This window comes from Streptomyces sp. F001 (genome assembly GCF_004187715.1).
GTDB lineage: Bacteria > Actinomycetota > Actinomycetes > Streptomycetales > Streptomycetaceae > Streptomyces > Streptomyces flavusporus.
This window is the reverse complement of record NZ_QZWF01000010.1, coordinates 24932-41174: the sequence shown is the minus strand read 5'-3', so window position 1 is coordinate 41174 and position 16243 is coordinate 24932. Positions and strand designations below refer to the sequence as shown.

Genomic DNA, 16243 nt, shown 5'->3' with positions numbered 1-16243 from the left:
GAAGAACTCCGATAACCGCTAGAAGAACTCCGACCACGGCTGGTCCCAGATCTGCTTCACGCACAGCACCAGGAACAGCAGCCCCGCGATGACGAGCATGCCGTTGCTCACCCACCCGTTGCGCCACTCGCGGGGTGCGCGGTCGGAGTTCAGGAGCCAGATCAGGGTGCCGGCGAGGAAGGGGAGGAACGCCGCGCCCAGCACGCCGTAGATGACGACCAGGCGGAACGGCTGGCCCTGGAAGAGCAGGACGATCGGCGGGAACGTCAGCCACAGCAGGTACGCGCGGAACGGCCAGGAGCGCTCCCGCTCGCCCGACGCAATCTCCTCGCCCTTGGCGGCGTCGCGGCGGCGGTAGCGCGCCACGAAGTCCGCGAACATCAGGCTCACGCCGTGCCAGACGCCGATCAGGGAGGTGAAGGAGGTGGCGAAGAAGCCGATCAGGAAGAACTTGGCCGTCGCGGTGCCGTATTCGTCCTCCAGGATGTCGCCGAGCTGGATCAGGCCCTTGTCGCCGCTCTCGATGGCGATGTTCGCGGCGTGCAGCAGCTCGGCGCCGACGAAGAGCATCGAGACGACGAAGACGCCGGTGGTGGCGTAGGCGACCCGGTTGTCCAGGCGCATGACCTTCATCCAGCCGGTGTTGGTCCAGCCCTTGGCATTGACCCAGTAGCCGTACGCAGCCAGCGTGATGGTGCCGCCGACGCCGCCGATCAGGCCGAGGGTGTTGAGGATCGAGTCCTTCTCGTCGGGCAGGACGGGGAGGAGGCCCGCGAAGGCGTCCCCGAGATTCGGGGTGACCCGGATCGCCAGGTAGACGGTGACGACGAACATGACGCCGACCAGGACCGTCATGACCTTCTCGAAGACGGCGTACTTGTTGAACCAGACGAAGACCAGGCCCACGAGACCGCAGGCGATGCCCCACCACTTGAGGTCCATGACGTCCGGGAACAGCGCCTGCAGCGGCAGCGCGCTGGACGACATCGCCGCCGCGCCGTAGACGAAGCCCCAGATCACGACGTAGACGACGAAGAAGTACGTGGTCCAGCGGCCCAGGCTCGCCCAGCCGTCGAAGAGAGTGCGGCCGGTGGACAGGTGCCAGCGGCCGGCCGCCTCCGCGAGGGAGATCTTCACCAGGCAGCCGATGACCGCGGCCCACAGCAGGGTGTAGCCGAAGTTGCTGCCCGCGATGAGCGTGGCCACCAGGTCACCGGCCCCGACGCCGGTCGCCGCGACGACGATGCCGGGGCCGATGTACTTCCAACTGGATTTACGGGGGGTGTTGTTGGGGCTCTGGGCCGATGGTGCGCCGGTGTCACTGGTGTTTCCCGTGGTGTCCGCCATAAAGGTCAAGTAAGCCCATGGGTGGCCGGGCGACAAGAGGGCGGGCGGGATCTTCACCCGATGTGCGACCGATGTGTGCGACGCGCGTGCTACGGCTGCCGCCGACCGCAGCCGTCGCACGCGCACGTGCCGAGCTCGAACCAGACGGTCGTACCCGGCCCGTCCTGGTGGTGGCCCCAGCGCCGGGCGAGCGCGTCCACCAGGAACATTCCTCGGCCGCTCTCCGAGGTGCCCGCGTCGACCACCCGCGGCGGGCGCCGGCCGCGGTCGGCCACCTCGCAGCGCAGGACGCCGTGCGCGGCGGTCAGGGTGAGCCGGAAGGGGGTCGCGGCGTGCAGCAGGGCGTTGGTGGCCAGCTCGCTGACCAGCAGTTCGGCCGTGGCCACCAGGTCGTCGTCGCCGGTACCGTCCCGCTCCGCCAGTCCCCATGCCTCCAGCTGCCGCCGGACCTCCGTGCGGGCCTCACGGACGGCGGAGGGTCGCGGGTCGTACTCGACGCTCAAGTGGCCCGCGCGCATGGGTGGTTGGGGATAGGCGCCGTACCGGGGGTCGGGGTCCGGGCGGCCTCCCCCGGAGAGTTGCAGCATGTCTCCAGGGTGTCCATACCGGGTGTACGGCACACGGGGAGGACTACCCGATTCCATACCTGTGCAGGGATGCGCATACGGATCGGGTTACGCGTACTGCAGACGTACGGCCGCGCCCGCACCCTCGTCGCGTACGTCGACGTATGCGCACACCTGCCGGCGAACCACAGCCCCTGGCCGGGGCGGGCTGCGCGTCCGGCGGGGGACGAAACCGGCGAGGGGGTCGTCGACGCGGCGCGGGGAGCGCAGTTCGCAGACGCAGGCGGGGGCGTCGCCCCACAGCAGGACGCGGGTGACGGGTCGAGCGGGGGGCGGCCTCGGTGACCGCGGCGGCGAACAGGTCGGCGTCGGCGGCGGGCAGTCCGCGGGCGGTGGCCCAGGTGTGGACGGACTGCGGTTCCGGGGCGGGCAGCGGGTGGCGTCCGGCGGGGGCGGCGGCAGCGGTACGGCGTCCAGTTCGGCGGCGATGCGCAGCGGGTCCTCGTAGACGCCGGTGCCGGGGTGGGTGCGGCGGGCGGCGGCGACGACGGCGGAGCCCGCGGTGCGGGTGTCGTAGGCGCACAGGGCGGTTGTCGCGAGCGGGGCGAAGAGGAGGTTGGCGAAGGCTTCGTAGCGGATCCACTCGCTGGTCTCGCGGGCGGAGCGGCCGGCCCGGCCGCTCCAGTCGGGTTCCATGAGGAGGTGGATACGGCCGTGGGGGCGGCGTGCGCGGCGAGGTAGCCGGCGCCCTGGGCGATCGCGTTGGCGGCGGAGCCGGTGTACCACTCGGTGTGCGGGACGAAGCGATGCGCCGGGCGTCGTCGCCGAGGGCGTCGCGCAGCAGGCCGAGTTTGGCGGGGCGGCGATGGCCACGGGCGGGGGTTCGTCCGGGGCGGCGAGGCCTTCGGCGAGGAAGGGCAGGGCGGCGGCCAGGAACTCCTCGTCGGTGTCGAAGACGGCCATGCGGTGGTCGAAGGTGCCTTGGGCAAGTGCGGGTCGGGCAGGCATGGGTTTCCTGTCGGTGGTAGGGGCGGGGTGTCAGCGCCGGGCGGTGACCCAGGCGGCGATCTGGCTGCGGTTGCTGAAGCCGAGCTTGCTGAGGATGCGTTCGACGTGGCCCTCGGCGGTGCGGCGGGCGATCACCAGACGGTCGGCGATCTGCTGGTTGGCGAGGCCCTCGGCGACGAGTTCGGCGACCTCGGTCTCCCGGCGGGTGAGGCGGACGTCGGGCTGGGGGCGTTCGCCGGTGGGCTGTTCGGGGCGGTGTTCGTCGAGGGCGTGGCCGACGACGCCCGTGAGGCCGAGTCCGGCGCCGTGCTCGTAGGAGCGCTCGTAGGCGGCAGTTCCGAGGGCCTCGCGCACCCGGGTCTCGGTGTCGCGGCGGCCGGAGTTGAGAGCGGCGGAGCCCCAGCGGTTGCGGTCGACGTCGGCCCAGATGCGGTCGGCGCCGCCGAGCAGGACGGCCGCGCGGTCGTGGGCGCCGGTCCGGCTCGCGGTGTGGGCCAGCAGGTCGAGGGTGAGGCCGATGCCGACGACGTCGTGCACGGCGAGTTTGAGGCGCAGGGCCTCGCGGGCGTGCCGTTCGGCCTGCCGGTGGTCCTGCCGCACGCTGTGGGCGAGGGCCAGCATGCGGTGGACGTACGACAGCACCCATTCCTCGCCGTGCCGTTCGCACAGCCGGCGGGTCTCCTCGCAGACCTCGATGGCCTGGTCGGCCTCGCCCAGGAAGCCGAGGGCGCAGGCGAGTTCGACGCGGTCGAGGCCGACGAGGCTGAGGTGCTGGCCGGGGACGCGGCCGCGGGCGACGGCGGCCCGGAAGTGGCCGAGGGCGGCGGGCAGATCGTCGCTGAAGAGGGTGATCACGCCGAGGACGTACTCGGCGTGCGCCGCCTCCGCCGGGTCGCCGAGCCGTCGGGCCAGGGTGCGGGCCTCTTCGGCGCGGTGGTGGCCTCGGGTGAGGTCCTCGGGGCAGAGCGCGAGCAGTCCGGAGACCCACAGACCGCGGGCGCGTTCGGAGGTCGGTTCCGGGTTGGCGTCGAGGGCGCGGTCGAGCCAGTAGCGGCCCTCGCGGGGGGCGCCGCAGGCGTGCCAGTAGAACCAGAGGGTGCCGGCCAGGCGCAGGGCGGCGAGGGCTTCGCCGGGGGTGGTGAGGCTGAAGTCGAGGGCGGCGCGCAGGTTGTCCTGGTCGGCGCGCAGCCGGGCCACGATCTCCCGCTGGCCGGGCCCGAACCAGGCGCGTTCGCAGGCGGCGGCCCGCTGCTGCATCCAGTCCCGCTGGCGGCGATGCACGGCGATCTCGTCCTCGGGTCTGTGCCGGAGTTTCTCCCACCCGTAGTGCCGGAGGGTGTCGAGGAGGCGGTAGCGCACGCCGTCGGGGCCTGCTTCACGGCACAGTACGGACTTGTCGACGAGTCCGGCGACGGCTTCCAGGACGTCGTAGGCGTGCAGCCCTTCCTCGTCCGCGCACACCGCCTCCGCCGTCTCCAGGTCGAAGCTGCCGGCGAGTACGGACAGCCGCGCCCACACCGACTGCTCCCGCTCGGTGCACAGGTCGTGGCTCCAGTCGACGGCCGCGCGCAGCGTCTGGTGGCGGGGCCGGGCGGCAGGGCTGCCTGCGGACAGCAGGCGGTAGCGGTCGTCGAGGCGGTCGAGGAGCTGTTCGACGCCGAGGACGCGCATCCGGACGGCGGCGAGCTCGATGGCGAGGGGGAGGCCGTCGAGGCGCCGGCACAGGCGGACGACCGCGGGCCGGTTGGCGGGCGTGAGCCGGAAGCCGGGGACGACGGCGGCGGCGCGGTCGGCGAAGAGGGCCACGGCCGGGTTGGCGTCGGCGGCGGAGAGGTCGCCGTCGGGGTCGGGAACCGGCAGGGGCCGTACCTCCAGGAGGTGTTCCTCGGTGAGGCCGAGGCGGTGCCGGCTGGTGGCGAGGACTCGGACGCCGGTGGTGCCGCGCAGCAGGGCGGCGGCCAGTTCCGTGCAGGCGCCCAGCAGATGTTCGCAGTTGTCGACGAAGAGGAGCAGTCGCCGGTCCCGTAAGTGCTCCACCAGCGTGTCCAGCGGCGGTTGTGCGGAGTAGTCGTGCAGGCCGAGGGCGGCAGCGGTGGCGAGCGGTACGAGTGCCGGGTCGTGCAGCCCCGACAGGTGCACGAACCGCACGCCGTCCGGGAAGGCGCGGGCGACCCGGGACGCCAGGCGTCCGGCCAGCCGGGTCTTGCCGACGCCGCCCGGGCCGGTCAGCGTGACCAGGCGGGCACGGGCCAGCAGTTCGCGGCCTTCGGTGAGTTCGGTCCGCCGGTCGACGAAGCTGGTCGTCTCGACCGGCAGGTGACCGTCCCGGTGCGGCGCTGATCCGCCCATGATCAGCCAGTCCTCTGGGTGGGGGGTTCGCCCTTGCGCGGACTGCAACTCTCTCCCGGCGCCTACATATATGCACGTTCCGCTCACACCGACGGGTGCACTTTGCCGGGGACGGCGCCGGGTGAGGACATCGTGCGTACACTGCGCGGACGCTCAATCCCCTGTCGGGCAGCCGTTTTTCGTTCGCTTTCGGCCACCGGTTCCCGGCCGACTCTTGACCTGGCCATGCCAGGCACCCACGATGAGCGCCACACCCGCACCAGAACGTCGTACGTCGCACGGAAGAACCACCCCCACGGCTCCACTCCCCCACTTCCGGAGACCCCGGAATCACTGGAGAAACAAGGAGACTTCATGCGACTTCGCATCCGCGGCTCAGGCGTCCGCAGCGGCAGACGCACCGCCGCGCTCGCCGCCCTGCTGGCCCTCGCCCTCGCGGCCCCGATCTCGGCGACGGCCACCGACGCCACCGCAGACGGGGCGGACAGGGCGTCGGCCTCGGCGGACGACATCCGCCAGTACGAGATTCATATGCACTCGACCGCCAAGGACCGTACGGCACTTCAGCGGTCGGGCGTGACCGTGGACGAGGTCCACAGTCACGGCGTCGTGATCTCCGGCCGCGCGGACCAGGTCAGGAAGCTGCGCTCACAGGGCTACGAGATCACCGCACTCGGCGCGGTCCCCGACCGGTCGGCCGGCGAGGACGACGTCCGGCTCTACGACTTCCCCTCCGGCGACTCCCGCTACCACAACTACGCGGAGATGACGAGCGAGATCAACTCGGTCGTCTCGGCGAACCCGGGCATCGCGAGCCAGCGCGTGATCGGTACGTCGTACCAGGGCCGGAACATCGTCGCCATCAAGATCAGCGACAACGTGGCGAGCGACGAGTCCGAACCGGAGGTGCTGTTCACCCACCACCAGCACGCCCGTGAACACCTCACCGTCGAGATGGCGCTGTATCTGCTGCGGGAGCTGACCTCCGACTACGGCACGGACTCACGCGTCACCAGCATGGTGAACAACCGGGAGATCTGGATCATCCCGGACCTCAACCCGGACGGTGGCGAGTACGACATCGCCACCGGCTCCTACCGGTCGTGGCGCAAGAACCGGCAGCCCAACTCCGGTTCGTCGTACGTCGGTACGGACCTGAACCGGAACTGGAACTACCGGTGGGGCTGCTGCGGCGGGTCGTCCGGCTCGCCGTCCTCGGACACCTACCGAGGGTCGGCGCCCGAATCCGCGCCCGAGGTCAAGGTGGTCGCGAACTTCGTGCGCAGCCGGGTCGTCGGCGGGACGCAGCAGATCAAGGCCGGCATCGACTTCCACACGTACAGCGAGCTGGTGTTGTGGCCGTTCGGGTACACGTACTCCGACACGACCACCGGGATGACGGCCGACGACCGGAACGCCTTCGCCGCGGTGGGGCAGAAGATGGGTGCCAGCAACGGCTACACGGCTGAGCAGTCCAGCGACCTGTACATCACCGACGGGTCGATCGACGACTATCTGTGGGGCTCGCAGAAGATCTTCGGGTACACCTTCGAGATGTATCCGTCGTCCGCGTCCGGGGGCGGGTTCTACCCGCCCGATGAGGTGATCGAGCGGGAGACCTCGCGGAACCGGGATGCGGTGCTGCAGCTTCTGGAGAACGCGGACTGTATGTACCGGTCCATCGGCAAGGAAGCCCAGTACTGCAGTTAGTCGGCGTTAGTCGGCGTCCTCTTCGAAGTAGGCGTCGAGGACGTCGTCCAGTTGTGAGTCCCACTCCTTGTGCTGGGACTTCGAACTGGCCTCGATCTCGATGGGGTACCAACGGCGGTCCGGCGTGTGCACGGTCACGGTGAACCGCTTGCCGAAACGCGGGGACTCCGTCTCGATCGCGCCGATCTCGTCCCAGCGGAACTCGCACTTCTCGTCGTCGAGGCTCAGGCGTACGCCCTTGGCGTCGGCGACGATGCGTGCGCGGCGGTCGGCGGCCTCGAAAACGGGGCCGTCGGCCGCCTCCGTCTCCTCGGCCTCCTCGGCTTCTTCCGCCCGGGCCTCCTCGGGGGCCGCGTCCTCGACGGGGGCCGCCTCCTCGGGCTCGACCGCGTCCTCGGGCTCGGCGGCCTTCTCCGGCGCCGTGAGCCCGGGGATGTGGGCCGGGTTGACGCCGGCGTCCAGGGGCTGACTGCTCGTACCTATGCGCTGCTCCACAGCGGAGCAGTATGGTCGACGATCCTGTGTCCGAGACAGTCAGCCCCTACTTTGTTATACGAAGATGCTCAATGCGGCGGCCACCACGAATCCGGCGACGGACAGCACCGACTCCAGCACGGTCCAGCTCTTGAGGGTGTCCCGCTCGCTGATGCCGAAGTACTTGGCCACGATCCAGAAGCCGCCGTCGTTGACGTGCGAGGCGAAGATCGAGCCGGCGGAGATGGCCATGATGACCAGCGCGACGAAGGCCTGCGAGTGGTCGCCCTCGGCGAGCAGAGGGGCGACGATGCCGGCCGTCGTCACGATGGCCACCGTCGCCGAGCCCTGGGCGACCCGCAGCACCACGGAGATCAGGTAGGACAGGACGATCACCGGGAGACCGACGTCGTTGAACGTGTCGGACAGGGCCTGGGCGACGCCGCTCGCCTTGAGGACGGCGCCGAAGACACCGCCCGCGCCGACCACCAGCAGGATGTTGCCGACCGGCTTCAGGGACGAGGTCGACACCGTCTCCAGGGACTTGCGGGACCAGCCGCGGCGGATGCCGAGGACGTAGTACGCCAGCAGCAGCGCGATGGTGAGGGCCACGAACGGGTGCCCGAAGAACTCGATCACCGAGCGCAGGGTGGAGGGGTCGAGGGCGATCGACGAGAACGTGGCGGCCAGGATGAGGATCAGCGGCGTACCGATGATGGCGAGGACCGTGCCGAGGGCGACCGGCTCCTCGCGGGGCTCCACGCCCGCCGCGCGCTGCTCGGCGAGGACGGCCTGCTTGGCCTCGCCCGCCGCCTCGACCATGTCCTGCGGTACGGCGACGAAGATGCGGCGGCCGATCCACGCCGAGAACGCCCAGGCGGCCAGCACTGCGGGGATGCCGCAGACGATGCCCATGAGAATGACCCAGCCGAGGTCCACCTGGAGGAGACCGGCGGCGGCCACCGGGCCCGGGTGCGGGGGCAGGAAGGCGTGGGTCATGGACAGGCCGGCCAGCAGGGGCAGGCAGTAGAGCAGGATCGACTTGCCCGAGCGCTTGGCGGCGGCGTAGACGATCGGCGCGAGGACGAAGATGCCGACGTCGAAGAAGACCGGGACACCGAAGATCAGGCCCGTGAGGCCCATCGCGATCGGGGCGCGCTTCTCGCCGAAGAGGTTGAGGAGGCGGGACGCCAACACCTCGGCGCCCCCGCTGACTTCGAGGATCGCGCCGAGCATGGTGCCGAGACCGATGATGATCGCGACATGGCCGAGGATGCCGCCCATGCCGGACTCGATGGTGGAGACGGCGTCCGAGCGCTGGACCGTGCCGAAGAGCTCGGTGACGGACAGGCCGGCCAGCAGGCCGACGGTTATGGAGACGGCGAGGAGGGCGACGAAGGGCTGGAGCCGGGTCCGGATGATCAGGAAGAGGAGGAGGGCGATGCCTATCGCGGCGACGGTCAGGAGTCCTGCCGTGCCGTCGATGAGGAGGAGCAGTCCGCCGGTGTGGGGTGGGGTCTGAGCGGGGGCGGATGCGGCGAGCGGGAGGGACAGTGGGGACATTTGTGGGTCCTCTGCGTAAGCACATACTGCTTTCGGGCAGGGTGGATCGCGGCACGGCGCCCCGGTGGGCGCCGTGCCGTTGACGAACGTGCGGGAGTGAGGGGGCGTCAGCCGAGCACGGCGAGCGCGTCGATCTCGACGAGGAGCCCGGCGGGCAGACCGACGTAGACCGTCGTGCGCGCGGCGGGCGGCTGGGTCAGGCCCTGGGCCTCGAAGTAGGCGTTGTAGATCTCGTTCATCTCGGCGAAGTGGGCGACGTCCGTGAGGTAGACGCGGATCATCATCACGTCGTCCCAGGAGGCGCCGCCCTCCTCGAGGATCGCCTTGACGTTGGCGAGGGTCTGCAGGGTCTGCTCGCGCAGGGTGGGGCCGGCCGGCGTCGGGGGCCTGCCCTCCTCGGCGGGCAGGAAGCCGACCTGGCCGGCGACCTGAAGGATGTTGCCCTTCTTCACGCCGTGGGAGAACTTCGCGGGCGGGGTGGTGTGGGTCTTGGGGGTGAGGGCGGTCTTCTCGGTCATACGACGTCCTTGGTCGGGGTCCTTCCGGAGTACTCGCCGCTGATCGCGTCCGCGGCACGGCGGACCAGCGGGAGCAGGGTGAGGAGTTCGTCGGCGGTGACGACGACGTTGGGGGCGGACACCGACATCGCGGCTACGACCCGGCCGTCGGCGCCGCGGATGGGCGCCGCGACGCAGTTGATGGACTCCTCGTGGCCACCGAGGTCGGTGGCCCAGCCCTGTTCGCGCACCTTCGTGAGTTCCTTGAGGAAGGCCCCGGCGTTGGGGGTCGAACGGGCCGTGTACAGGGGGTAGTCGAGCTTCTCCGCGACGGCCCGGCGCTCGTGCTCGGGCAGGTCGGCGAGGAGGAGCTTGGCGACGGCGGCGACCGTGATGGCGACCGGTTTGCCGATCCGGGAGTACATGCGCACCGGGTAGCGGCTCTCCACCTTGTCGATGTAGAGGACCTCGTCCTCCTCGTACACCGCGAGGTGCACGGTGTGTCCGCACTGCTCGTTCAGCCGTACGAGGTGAGAGTGGGCGATCTCGCGGATGTCGAGGTTCTCCATCGCCTCCTGGGCGAGTGCGAAGAGGCGGGCGCCGAGGCGGTAGCGCTGGTCGGACTGGCGGTAGACGAAGCCGTGCTCGTGGAGCGTGCGCAGGAGGCGCAGGGCGGTGGACTTGTGCACGCCGAGGCGGTCGGCGACCTGGCCCAGGTCGGCGGGGCCTTCGGCGAGCAGCGGCAGGATGCTGAGCGCGCGGTCGACGGTCTGGCTCATGGTGTGCGTACCTCCTCGTCGGCCCGGTTCCTGGCGGCTGTCCAACCGGGGCCGAGTCGCAGTCTCCCCCACGCCGTGTCGTCCAGGGCGGCGAGGCGGTCGGCGTGGTCGCGGGTGGGGGGCGTGGCGAGGTCGCCGGGGACGGTGAGGGCGGCGGCGGCCATCAGGTGGCCGTTGCGAAGGCGGTCGCGGACGGGGAGCTCCCGCAGGGTGGCCGACAGGAACCCGGCGGCGAAGGCGTCGCCTGCACCGACGGCGGCGACGACGTCGACACGGGGGGCGCGGACATGCGTGGCGGTGCCGTCGGCGTCCTCCAGCCCGTCGGTGCCCTTGTCGAAGGCGACGGCTCCGCCGGGGCCCTGTTTGACGACCAGGAGTTCCGGTTCGGGCAGCGCGTCCGCGATGGCGCGTGCGCCGTGCAGGCCCCAGGCGTCCCGTGCCTCGTCGGCCCCGACGAAGACGACGTCGGCCCGGCGGGCCAGGTCCAGCAGGACGTGCGGACCGTCGGTGTCGCGCCACAGCCCCGGCCGGAAGTTGACGTCGAAGGTGACGAGCGGCCGGTCCGGCCGGGGTTCGGTCAGTTCCCACATGAGGTCGAGGCAGTCCGCGGACAGCGCCGGCGTGATGCCGGAGAGGTGCAGCACCCGCCCCGCCCGCACCGCCGTGAGGTCCGTGTTGTCGACCCTCATCGCGGACGCGGCCGACCCCGCCCGGTAGTACGCCACCTCGTGCGCGTCAGTCGACCTGTCCCCGGCGGTGCGGAAGTAAACCCCCGTCGGCCGCGCCGGATCCCGCCGTACGGCCGAGACGTCGACGCCGTACGCGCCGATCGTCTCGACCAGGTGGTCGCCGAAGCCGTCGGCGCCGACCCGGCTGACCCAGCGCGCCGAGTGTCCGGCGGCGGCCAGCATGCAGGTCACGTTGGATTCGGCGCCGCCGATGGCGCGGTCGAAGGAGGGGACGTCGGCGAGGCGGCCCGGGCGGGTGGGCAGGAAGGTGACCATGGACTCGCCGAGCGCGACGACGTCCACGACGTCGGGGGCGGTGGTGGGGCCGGTGGCGGTCACGATGGTCGGGACTCCTCGTCGTCTCGCGGGGCGGCGGCTCCGTTGACCCCGCGTTGGCCGAGATGTTAGACAGCGGTAAGCGATATACGCAATGAACGTTGCAGTGCATGCAACACACCTGATGAGGGAGGCCCCATGGCCGGAGAAGCGCTCGCCCGTCTCACCGAGGAACGCGTCGACCACCGCTTCAAGGGCCTCCCGCCGGACGCCGACGGGCTGACGGTCGGCGAGCTGGCCGCCCAGCGCCGCAACCTGTTCACCGACGGCTTCACCACGCCCGTCCTGGCCCTGTCCGCCGAGCACCTGGAGCACAACCTCGCGCTCATGGCGCGGTACGCGAGCCGGCACGGCCTCGCCTTCGCCCCGCACGGCAAGACCTCCATGGCCCCGCAGCTCTTCCACCGCCAGGTCGAACGCGGCGCGTGGGGCATCACGCTCGCCGTGCCGCACCAGGTGCGGGTGGCACGGGCGTTCGGCGTCCGGCGGATCTTCCTCGCGAACGAACTGGTGGACGCCGCGGCCCTGCGCTGGATCGCCGCGGAACTGGCCGCCGACCCGGACTTCCGTTTCATCTGTTACGTCGACTCCGTGCGCGGTGTGGAGCAGATGGCCGCGGCCCTGCACGGGAGCCCCCGTCCCGTGGACGTCGTGGTCGAGCTGGCCGCCGGCGACGGCGCCCGCACCGGGGCCCGTACGGAGGCGGAGTGCGCGGCGATCGCGGAGGCGGTGGCGGCCGTACCCGCCCTGCGTCTGGTCGGCGTCGCCGGCTACGAGGGCGAGGTGCCGCAGGCGACCCCGGAGCGGGTGCACGCCTGGCTGCGCAGGCTGGTGGCGCTGGCCGCGGACTTCGACAAGGCCGGACGGTTCCAGGGCCTGGACGAGATCGTCATCAGTGCCGGCGGCAGCGCCTGGTTCGACGCGGTGGCCGACGTGTTCGCCGAGGTCCCCGAACTGACCGCCCCCGTACTGAAGTTGCTGCGCTCGGGCGCGTACGTCTCGCACGACGACGGCCATTACCGCAAGCTGACCCCCTTCACCCGCGTCCCGGAGGAGGGCGCCCTGGAGCCCGCGTTCCGCCTGTGGGCGCAGGTCGTCTCCCGCCCCTCCCCCGGGCAGGCCTTCGTCAACGCGGGCAAGCGGGACGCGGCCTACGACCTGGACCTGCCCTTCGCCCAGGTGGTGCGCCGCGACGGTGCCGAGCGTCCGGCGACCGGCATCGAGGTCACCGCCCTGTCCGACCAGCACGCCTGGCTGCGCACCGCGCCGGAGGCGGATCTGGAGGTCGGGGACTGGCTCGGCATGGGCCTGTCCCACCCGTGCACGTCGTTCGACAAGTGGCAGCTGATCCCGGTGGCCGAGGCGGACGGCACGGTCGTCGAGTACATCCGTACGTTCTTCTAGGAGGCCCGGTATGGAAGACCTCGTCATCCGTGACGCGGACGTCGTGGACGGCAGCGGCGCCCCCGCGTACCGCGCCGATGTGGTGGTGAACGACGGCCGGATCGTGTCGATCGTCCAGGAGGCAGCGGCGGCGGGCTGCCAACGCCCCGGCGCCACGAGGGAGTTGGACGCCGAGGGCCTGGTCCTCTCCCCCGGCTTCATCGACATGCACGCACACAGCGACCTGGCCCTTCTCCGCGATCCCGACCACAGTGCGAAGGCCGCGCAGGGCGTGACCCTGGAGGTCATCGGCCAGGACGGGCTCTCGTACGCCCCGGTCGACGACCGCACCCTCGCCGAGGTCCGCCGCGCCATCACCGGCTGGAACGGGCACGGCGACGACATCGACTTCGACTGGCGGTCGGTCGGCGAGTACCTGGACCGCCTGGACCGCGGCATCGCCGTGAACGCGGCGTATCTGATCCCGCAGGGGACGGTCCGCGCGCTCGCTGTCGGCTGGGAGGACAGGGATGCGACACCGCAGGAGCTCGACCGGATGCGGCAGTTGGTCACCGAGGGCCTGGAGCAGGGTGCGGTCGGCATGTCGTCCGGCCTCACCTACACGCCCGGCATGTACGCCAAGGACGCCGAACTGACCGAGCTGTGCCGGGTGGTGGCGGCCTACGGCGGTTACTACTGCCCGCATCACCGCTCGTACGGCGCGGGCGCGCTGGAGGCGTACGAGGAGATGGTGGCGCTGACCCGGGAGGCGGGCTGCCCGCTCCACCTCGCCCACGCCACCATGAACTTCGGCGTGAACAAGGGCCGCGCGCCGGAGCTGCTGTCCCTGCTGGACGACGCGCTCGCCGCCGGGGCGGACATCAGTCTGGACACCTACCCGTACACCCCCGGCTCCACCACCCTGGCGGCGCTGCTGCCGAGCTGGGCGAGCGAGGGCGGCCCTCAGGAGATCCTGCGGCGGCTGGCGGACGAGGAGACCGCCCAGCGGATCCGGTACGACCTGGAGGTGACCGGCGCGGACGGCTGCCACGGCGTGCCCGTCGAGTGGGACACGATCGAGATCTCGGGCGTGACCGACCCCGCTCTCGGCGCCTACGTCGGCCGTACGGTCGAGGACTCCGCTGCGCTGCGCGGCGAGGCCCCCTGGGTCACCGCCCGCCGTCTGCTGGTCGAGGACCGGCTGGGCCCGACGATCCTCCAGCACGTCGGCCACGAGGAGAACGTGCAGGCGATCATGCGGCACCCGGTGCACACCGGCGGCTCCGACGGCATCCTCCAGGGCGCGAAGCCGCACCCGCGCGCGTACGGCACGTTCCCGCACTACCTCGGCCGGTACGTACGGGAGCTGGGGGTGCTGTCACTGGAGGAGTGCGTGGCCCACCTCACCTCGCGCCCGGCGGCGCGGCTGCGGCTGCCGGACCGCGGGCTGGTCCGCGAGGGGTACCGGGCCGACCTGGTCCTTTTCGACCCGGCGACCGTCGCGGCGGGCTCCACCTTCGAGCAGCCCCGCACCCTGCCGACAGGCATCCCGCACGTGCTGGTCGACGGCCGGTTCGTCATCGAGGACGGCCGGCGCACGGACGTACTGGCGGGGCGGGCGGTCCGCCGCACTCCGGTGTGACCGCCCGCCCGTCACGTTCCTACGGCTTGGGCAGGGTGCAGCCGCTCGCCGAGAGGTCGAGCTTGTTGTCGATGCCGAAGCAGGCGGCGAGCTGGTAGGTCTGCTGGGCGTAGTTGATGCCCTGGCGGACGGTGACGTTGCCGTTCGCGTCGACCTCGCAGGGGTTGTTCATCGTGCAGCGCTCACCGTCCGTGTTGCCGGTGTTGTTGACGGCGACGACGCGGCCGGTGCTCCGGTCGACGACGGGCGAACCCGACGTACCGCCGATGGTGTTGCAGGCGGAGGTGTAACGGACGGAGTCCTTCCAGGTCCAGTCGGCCTCCTTCAGGCCGTACGCGAAGCCGTCTATGGAGCAGTTGTAGATCCGCTTCCAGTAGCCGGAGACGACGCTGATGGCGGTGTCCGCTGCCGGGCGCGTGTCGCTCAGCGTCAGGGGGCTGATGCCGTACGAGCTGCTGATCTGCGCGTAGGTGGTGGTGAGCTGGTAGACCGCCACGTCCGTGTCGGTCATCGTCGAGTAGGCGATCTTGTTGGCGCGCAGGGTCGCGACCCGCGCACCGGAGGAGTTCAGCAGGCCGAAGCTGCGGCTGGAGGCCTGGTCGACGACGACCTCGCCGGGGCCGGGGAAGCCGGACTCCAGGCAGTGGCCGTTGGTCATCACGAGCGCCGGGTCGTTGTCCTCGGAGTCCGGCATGCGGACGACGGAGCCGGAGCAGTTGCTGAGCGAGACGGTGCCGGCGAAGTCGGCGGCCTGGGCCGACGGTGCGGTGAGCCGCGACACGCTGGCCGTGGCGGACGTGACCACGTCGTGGACCACGGACGTGATCGTGTCCGTGTCCGCGGCCGTGCTCGAGCCCGTGGGGGTGGGCTCGGCCGCGACCGCGGGGGCCGCGCCGGCCCCGGCCATCGCCAGGGCCGAGAGCGCGACGACGAGAGGTTTTCTCATGTGTGGGGGTCCCCTCTTGCGACGAGGGCGACCGGAAATCTTCCGGCCGCCCGCAGGTTTGTCATGCGCATTGTGATGCCGCGCATGCGAGGGGACAAGGAGATGTTCCTGGCCGGGGGCCGTTTCACGCCGGACGTCGCCGGATCTCCACGATCACCGCATGAGATCACCGCACGGCGGCTACTTGGGCCCCTTGGTGCCGCCCTGCCCGTGGCCGGGGTTGTCCTTCGACCGCCCAGGGGGTGCGGTGGCCGTGACGGGAGCGGAGCTCGTGGTCACGTCGGCGGTGGGGGACCCGGTCGAGGGGTCCTTCGTCGTCCCTGCCGGGTCGGAGCCGCTCGCCGAGGGGGACGGGGCGGTGGACGACTTCCCGGCGCCCGGCAGGCTGTCGGCCCGCGCCGCGTCCGACGCCGAGGCCCGGCCCGGTTCCGTGGGCGCCGCGGACTCCTCGGACTCCCCCGTCGTGGACCCCGTGCGGTCGCCCTTGCCCTGGGTGCCGGACGGCGATCCCGAGAAGGAGAACCCGGCGATCAGCGCGGCCGCCGAGACGGCACCCACGGCTCCCGCGGCCACCGCCACGCGCCGCGAGCGCCAGGGACCGGGCTTGCGCCTGGAACGCCGACCGGAGCCGGACCGGTGCGCGTCCGCGCCGACCCGGCCGTCCCCTCGACCCTCGCCGATCGCACCGTCCTTCCCGCTCTCACTGTCGGCGACCGGAGGCAGCTCGCGCGTCTCGTCGTACGCGTTCTGCCAACCGTGGGCGGCCGCCGGATCGGCGTACTCGTCGTACTCCGGCGACGGGGCGGCCTGCGGGTGGTACACGTTCGGCGGACCCGCGGGCTCGTAAGGGCCGTTCGCCCCGTTGCCGTAGTGAGGTGGCGTGGACATGGCCGTGCATTCTAGGGACGGGAGGGG

The 16243-nt window shown here is 71.4% G+C and carries 14 protein-coding genes; 3 read left to right on the top strand and 11 right to left on the bottom strand.

The features are described 5' to 3' along the window. Nucleotides 1-18: 18 nt before the first annotated feature. From StrepF001_RS29235 to StrepF001_RS29220, 4 genes are all read right to left on the bottom strand, one after another. Entirely contained in the window at nucleotides 19-1347 is a 1329-nt protein-coding gene (locus tag StrepF001_RS29235; protein ID WP_129801203.1) for an Nramp family divalent metal transporter, read from the bottom strand. Nucleotides 1348-1436: 89 nt separating this feature from the next. Then, entirely contained in the window at nucleotides 1437-1865 is a 429-nt protein-coding gene (locus StrepF001_RS29230) for an ATP-binding protein (RefSeq protein WP_129801361.1), read from the bottom strand. Nucleotides 1866-2021: 156 nt separating this feature from the next. After that, nucleotides 2022-2921 carry an MEDS domain-containing protein gene (locus StrepF001_RS29225; protein WP_129801202.1) on the bottom strand — a complete coding sequence of 300 codons (900 nt, stop codon included), beginning with the start codon at nucleotides 2919-2921 and terminating at the stop codon, nucleotides 2022-2024. Nucleotides 2922-2951: 30 nt separating this feature from the next. Next, complete coding sequence (locus StrepF001_RS29220) at nucleotides 2952-5270, bottom strand: LuxR C-terminal-related transcriptional regulator (protein WP_129801201.1); 2319 nt, start codon at nucleotides 5268-5270, stop codon at nucleotides 2952-2954. 354 nt (nucleotides 5271-5624) lie between these two features. On the opposite strand from StrepF001_RS29220, the gene StrepF001_RS29215 reads away from it, so the two are divergent. Continuing rightward, the gene (locus StrepF001_RS29215; RefSeq protein WP_129801200.1) at nucleotides 5625-6980 is read left to right on the top strand and encodes a M14 family metallopeptidase; all 1356 of its coding nucleotides are present in this window, start codon (nucleotides 5625-5627) and stop codon (nucleotides 6978-6980) included. Between the two features lie 6 nt (nucleotides 6981-6986). Here StrepF001_RS29215 and StrepF001_RS29210 read toward each other — a convergent pair whose 3' ends face one another. The 5 genes from StrepF001_RS29210 to StrepF001_RS29190 form a co-directional block, all read right to left on the bottom strand. Continuing rightward, a complete protein-coding gene (locus tag StrepF001_RS29210) occupies nucleotides 6987-7475 on the bottom strand; it encodes a hypothetical protein (protein ID WP_129801199.1) in 489 nt (162 codons plus the stop codon). Between the two features lie 54 nt (nucleotides 7476-7529). Continuing rightward, nucleotides 7530-9017 (bottom strand): gluconate:H+ symporter, encoded by a 1488-nt coding sequence (locus StrepF001_RS29205; protein WP_129801198.1) that lies wholly within the window; start codon nucleotides 9015-9017, stop codon nucleotides 7530-7532. A 107-nt stretch (nucleotides 9018-9124) separates the two neighbouring features. Continuing rightward, complete coding sequence (locus tag StrepF001_RS29200) at nucleotides 9125-9535, bottom strand: RidA family protein (RefSeq protein ID WP_129801197.1); 411 nt, start codon at nucleotides 9533-9535, stop codon at nucleotides 9125-9127. Continuing rightward, on the bottom strand, nucleotides 9532-10293 hold the full coding sequence (locus StrepF001_RS29195) for an IclR family transcriptional regulator (protein ID WP_129801196.1): 762 nt from the start codon (nucleotides 10291-10293) through the stop codon (nucleotides 9532-9534). The genes StrepF001_RS29200 and StrepF001_RS29195 overlap by 4 nt, the downstream gene beginning before the upstream one ends. Further along, on the bottom strand, nucleotides 10290-11360 hold the full coding sequence (locus StrepF001_RS29190; protein WP_129801195.1) for a sugar kinase: 1071 nt from the start codon (nucleotides 11358-11360) through the stop codon (nucleotides 10290-10292). The genes StrepF001_RS29195 and StrepF001_RS29190 overlap by 4 nt, the downstream gene beginning before the upstream one ends. 135 nt (nucleotides 11361-11495) lie before the next feature. On the opposite strand from StrepF001_RS29190, the gene StrepF001_RS29185 reads away from it, so the two are divergent. Beyond that, nucleotides 11496-12761, top strand: a complete 1266-nt coding sequence (locus StrepF001_RS29185) for an amino acid deaminase (RefSeq protein ID WP_129801194.1) — start codon at nucleotides 11496-11498, stop codon at nucleotides 12759-12761. 10 nt (nucleotides 12762-12771) lie between these two features. After that, nucleotides 12772-14382: a D-aminoacylase gene (locus StrepF001_RS29180; protein ID WP_129801193.1), complete on the top strand. Its 1611-nt coding sequence runs from the start codon at nucleotides 12772-12774 to the stop codon at nucleotides 14380-14382. A gap of 19 nt (nucleotides 14383-14401) precedes the next feature. Here StrepF001_RS29180 and StrepF001_RS29175 read toward each other — a convergent pair whose 3' ends face one another. Then, nucleotides 14402-15328 carry a serine protease gene (locus StrepF001_RS29175; RefSeq protein WP_129801192.1) on the bottom strand — a complete coding sequence of 309 codons (927 nt, stop codon included), beginning with the start codon at nucleotides 15326-15328 and terminating at the stop codon, nucleotides 14402-14404. A gap of 180 nt (nucleotides 15329-15508) precedes the next feature. Continuing rightward, nucleotides 15509-16216, bottom strand: a complete 708-nt coding sequence (locus tag StrepF001_RS29170; protein WP_129801191.1) for a hypothetical protein — start codon at nucleotides 16214-16216, stop codon at nucleotides 15509-15511. Nucleotides 16217-16243 lie beyond the last annotated feature (27 nt).

What these genes read in the sequence shown, in the direction of transcription:
- StrepF001_RS29175 (WP_129801192.1), bottom strand. Translation starts at nt 15,328, where the DNA reads ATGAGAAAACCTCTCGTCGTCGCGCTCTCGGCCCTGGCGATGGCCGGG.
- StrepF001_RS29230 (WP_129801361.1), bottom strand. Translation starts at nt 1,865, where the DNA reads ATGCGCGCGGGCCACTTGAGCGTCGAGTACGACCCGCGACCCTCCGCC.
- StrepF001_RS29195 (WP_129801196.1), bottom strand. Translation starts at nt 10,293, where the DNA reads ATGAGCCAGACCGTCGACCGCGCGCTCAGCATCCTGCCGCTGCTCGCC.
- StrepF001_RS29170 (WP_129801191.1), bottom strand. Translation starts at nt 16,216, where the DNA reads ATGTCCACGCCACCTCACTACGGCAACGGGGCGAACGGCCCTTACGAG.
- StrepF001_RS29225 (WP_129801202.1), bottom strand. Translation starts at nt 2,921, where the DNA reads ATGCCTGCCCGACCCGCACTTGCCCAAGGCACCTTCGACCACCGCATG.
- StrepF001_RS29215 (WP_129801200.1), top strand. Translation starts at nt 5,625, where the DNA reads ATGCGACTTCGCATCCGCGGCTCAGGCGTCCGCAGCGGCAGACGCACC.
- StrepF001_RS29180 (WP_129801193.1), top strand. Translation starts at nt 12,772, where the DNA reads ATGGAAGACCTCGTCATCCGTGACGCGGACGTCGTGGACGGCAGCGGC.
- StrepF001_RS29205 (WP_129801198.1), bottom strand. Translation starts at nt 9,017, where the DNA reads ATGTCCCCACTGTCCCTCCCGCTCGCCGCATCCGCCCCCGCTCAGACC.
- StrepF001_RS29185 (WP_129801194.1), top strand. Translation starts at nt 11,496, where the DNA reads ATGGCCGGAGAAGCGCTCGCCCGTCTCACCGAGGAACGCGTCGACCAC.
- StrepF001_RS29200 (WP_129801197.1), bottom strand. Translation starts at nt 9,535, where the DNA reads ATGACCGAGAAGACCGCCCTCACCCCCAAGACCCACACCACCCCGCCC.
- StrepF001_RS29235 (WP_129801203.1), bottom strand. Translation starts at nt 1,347, where the DNA reads ATGGCGGACACCACGGGAAACACCAGTGACACCGGCGCACCATCGGCC.
- StrepF001_RS29220 (WP_129801201.1), bottom strand. Translation starts at nt 5,270, where the DNA reads ATGGGCGGATCAGCGCCGCACCGGGACGGTCACCTGCCGGTCGAGACG.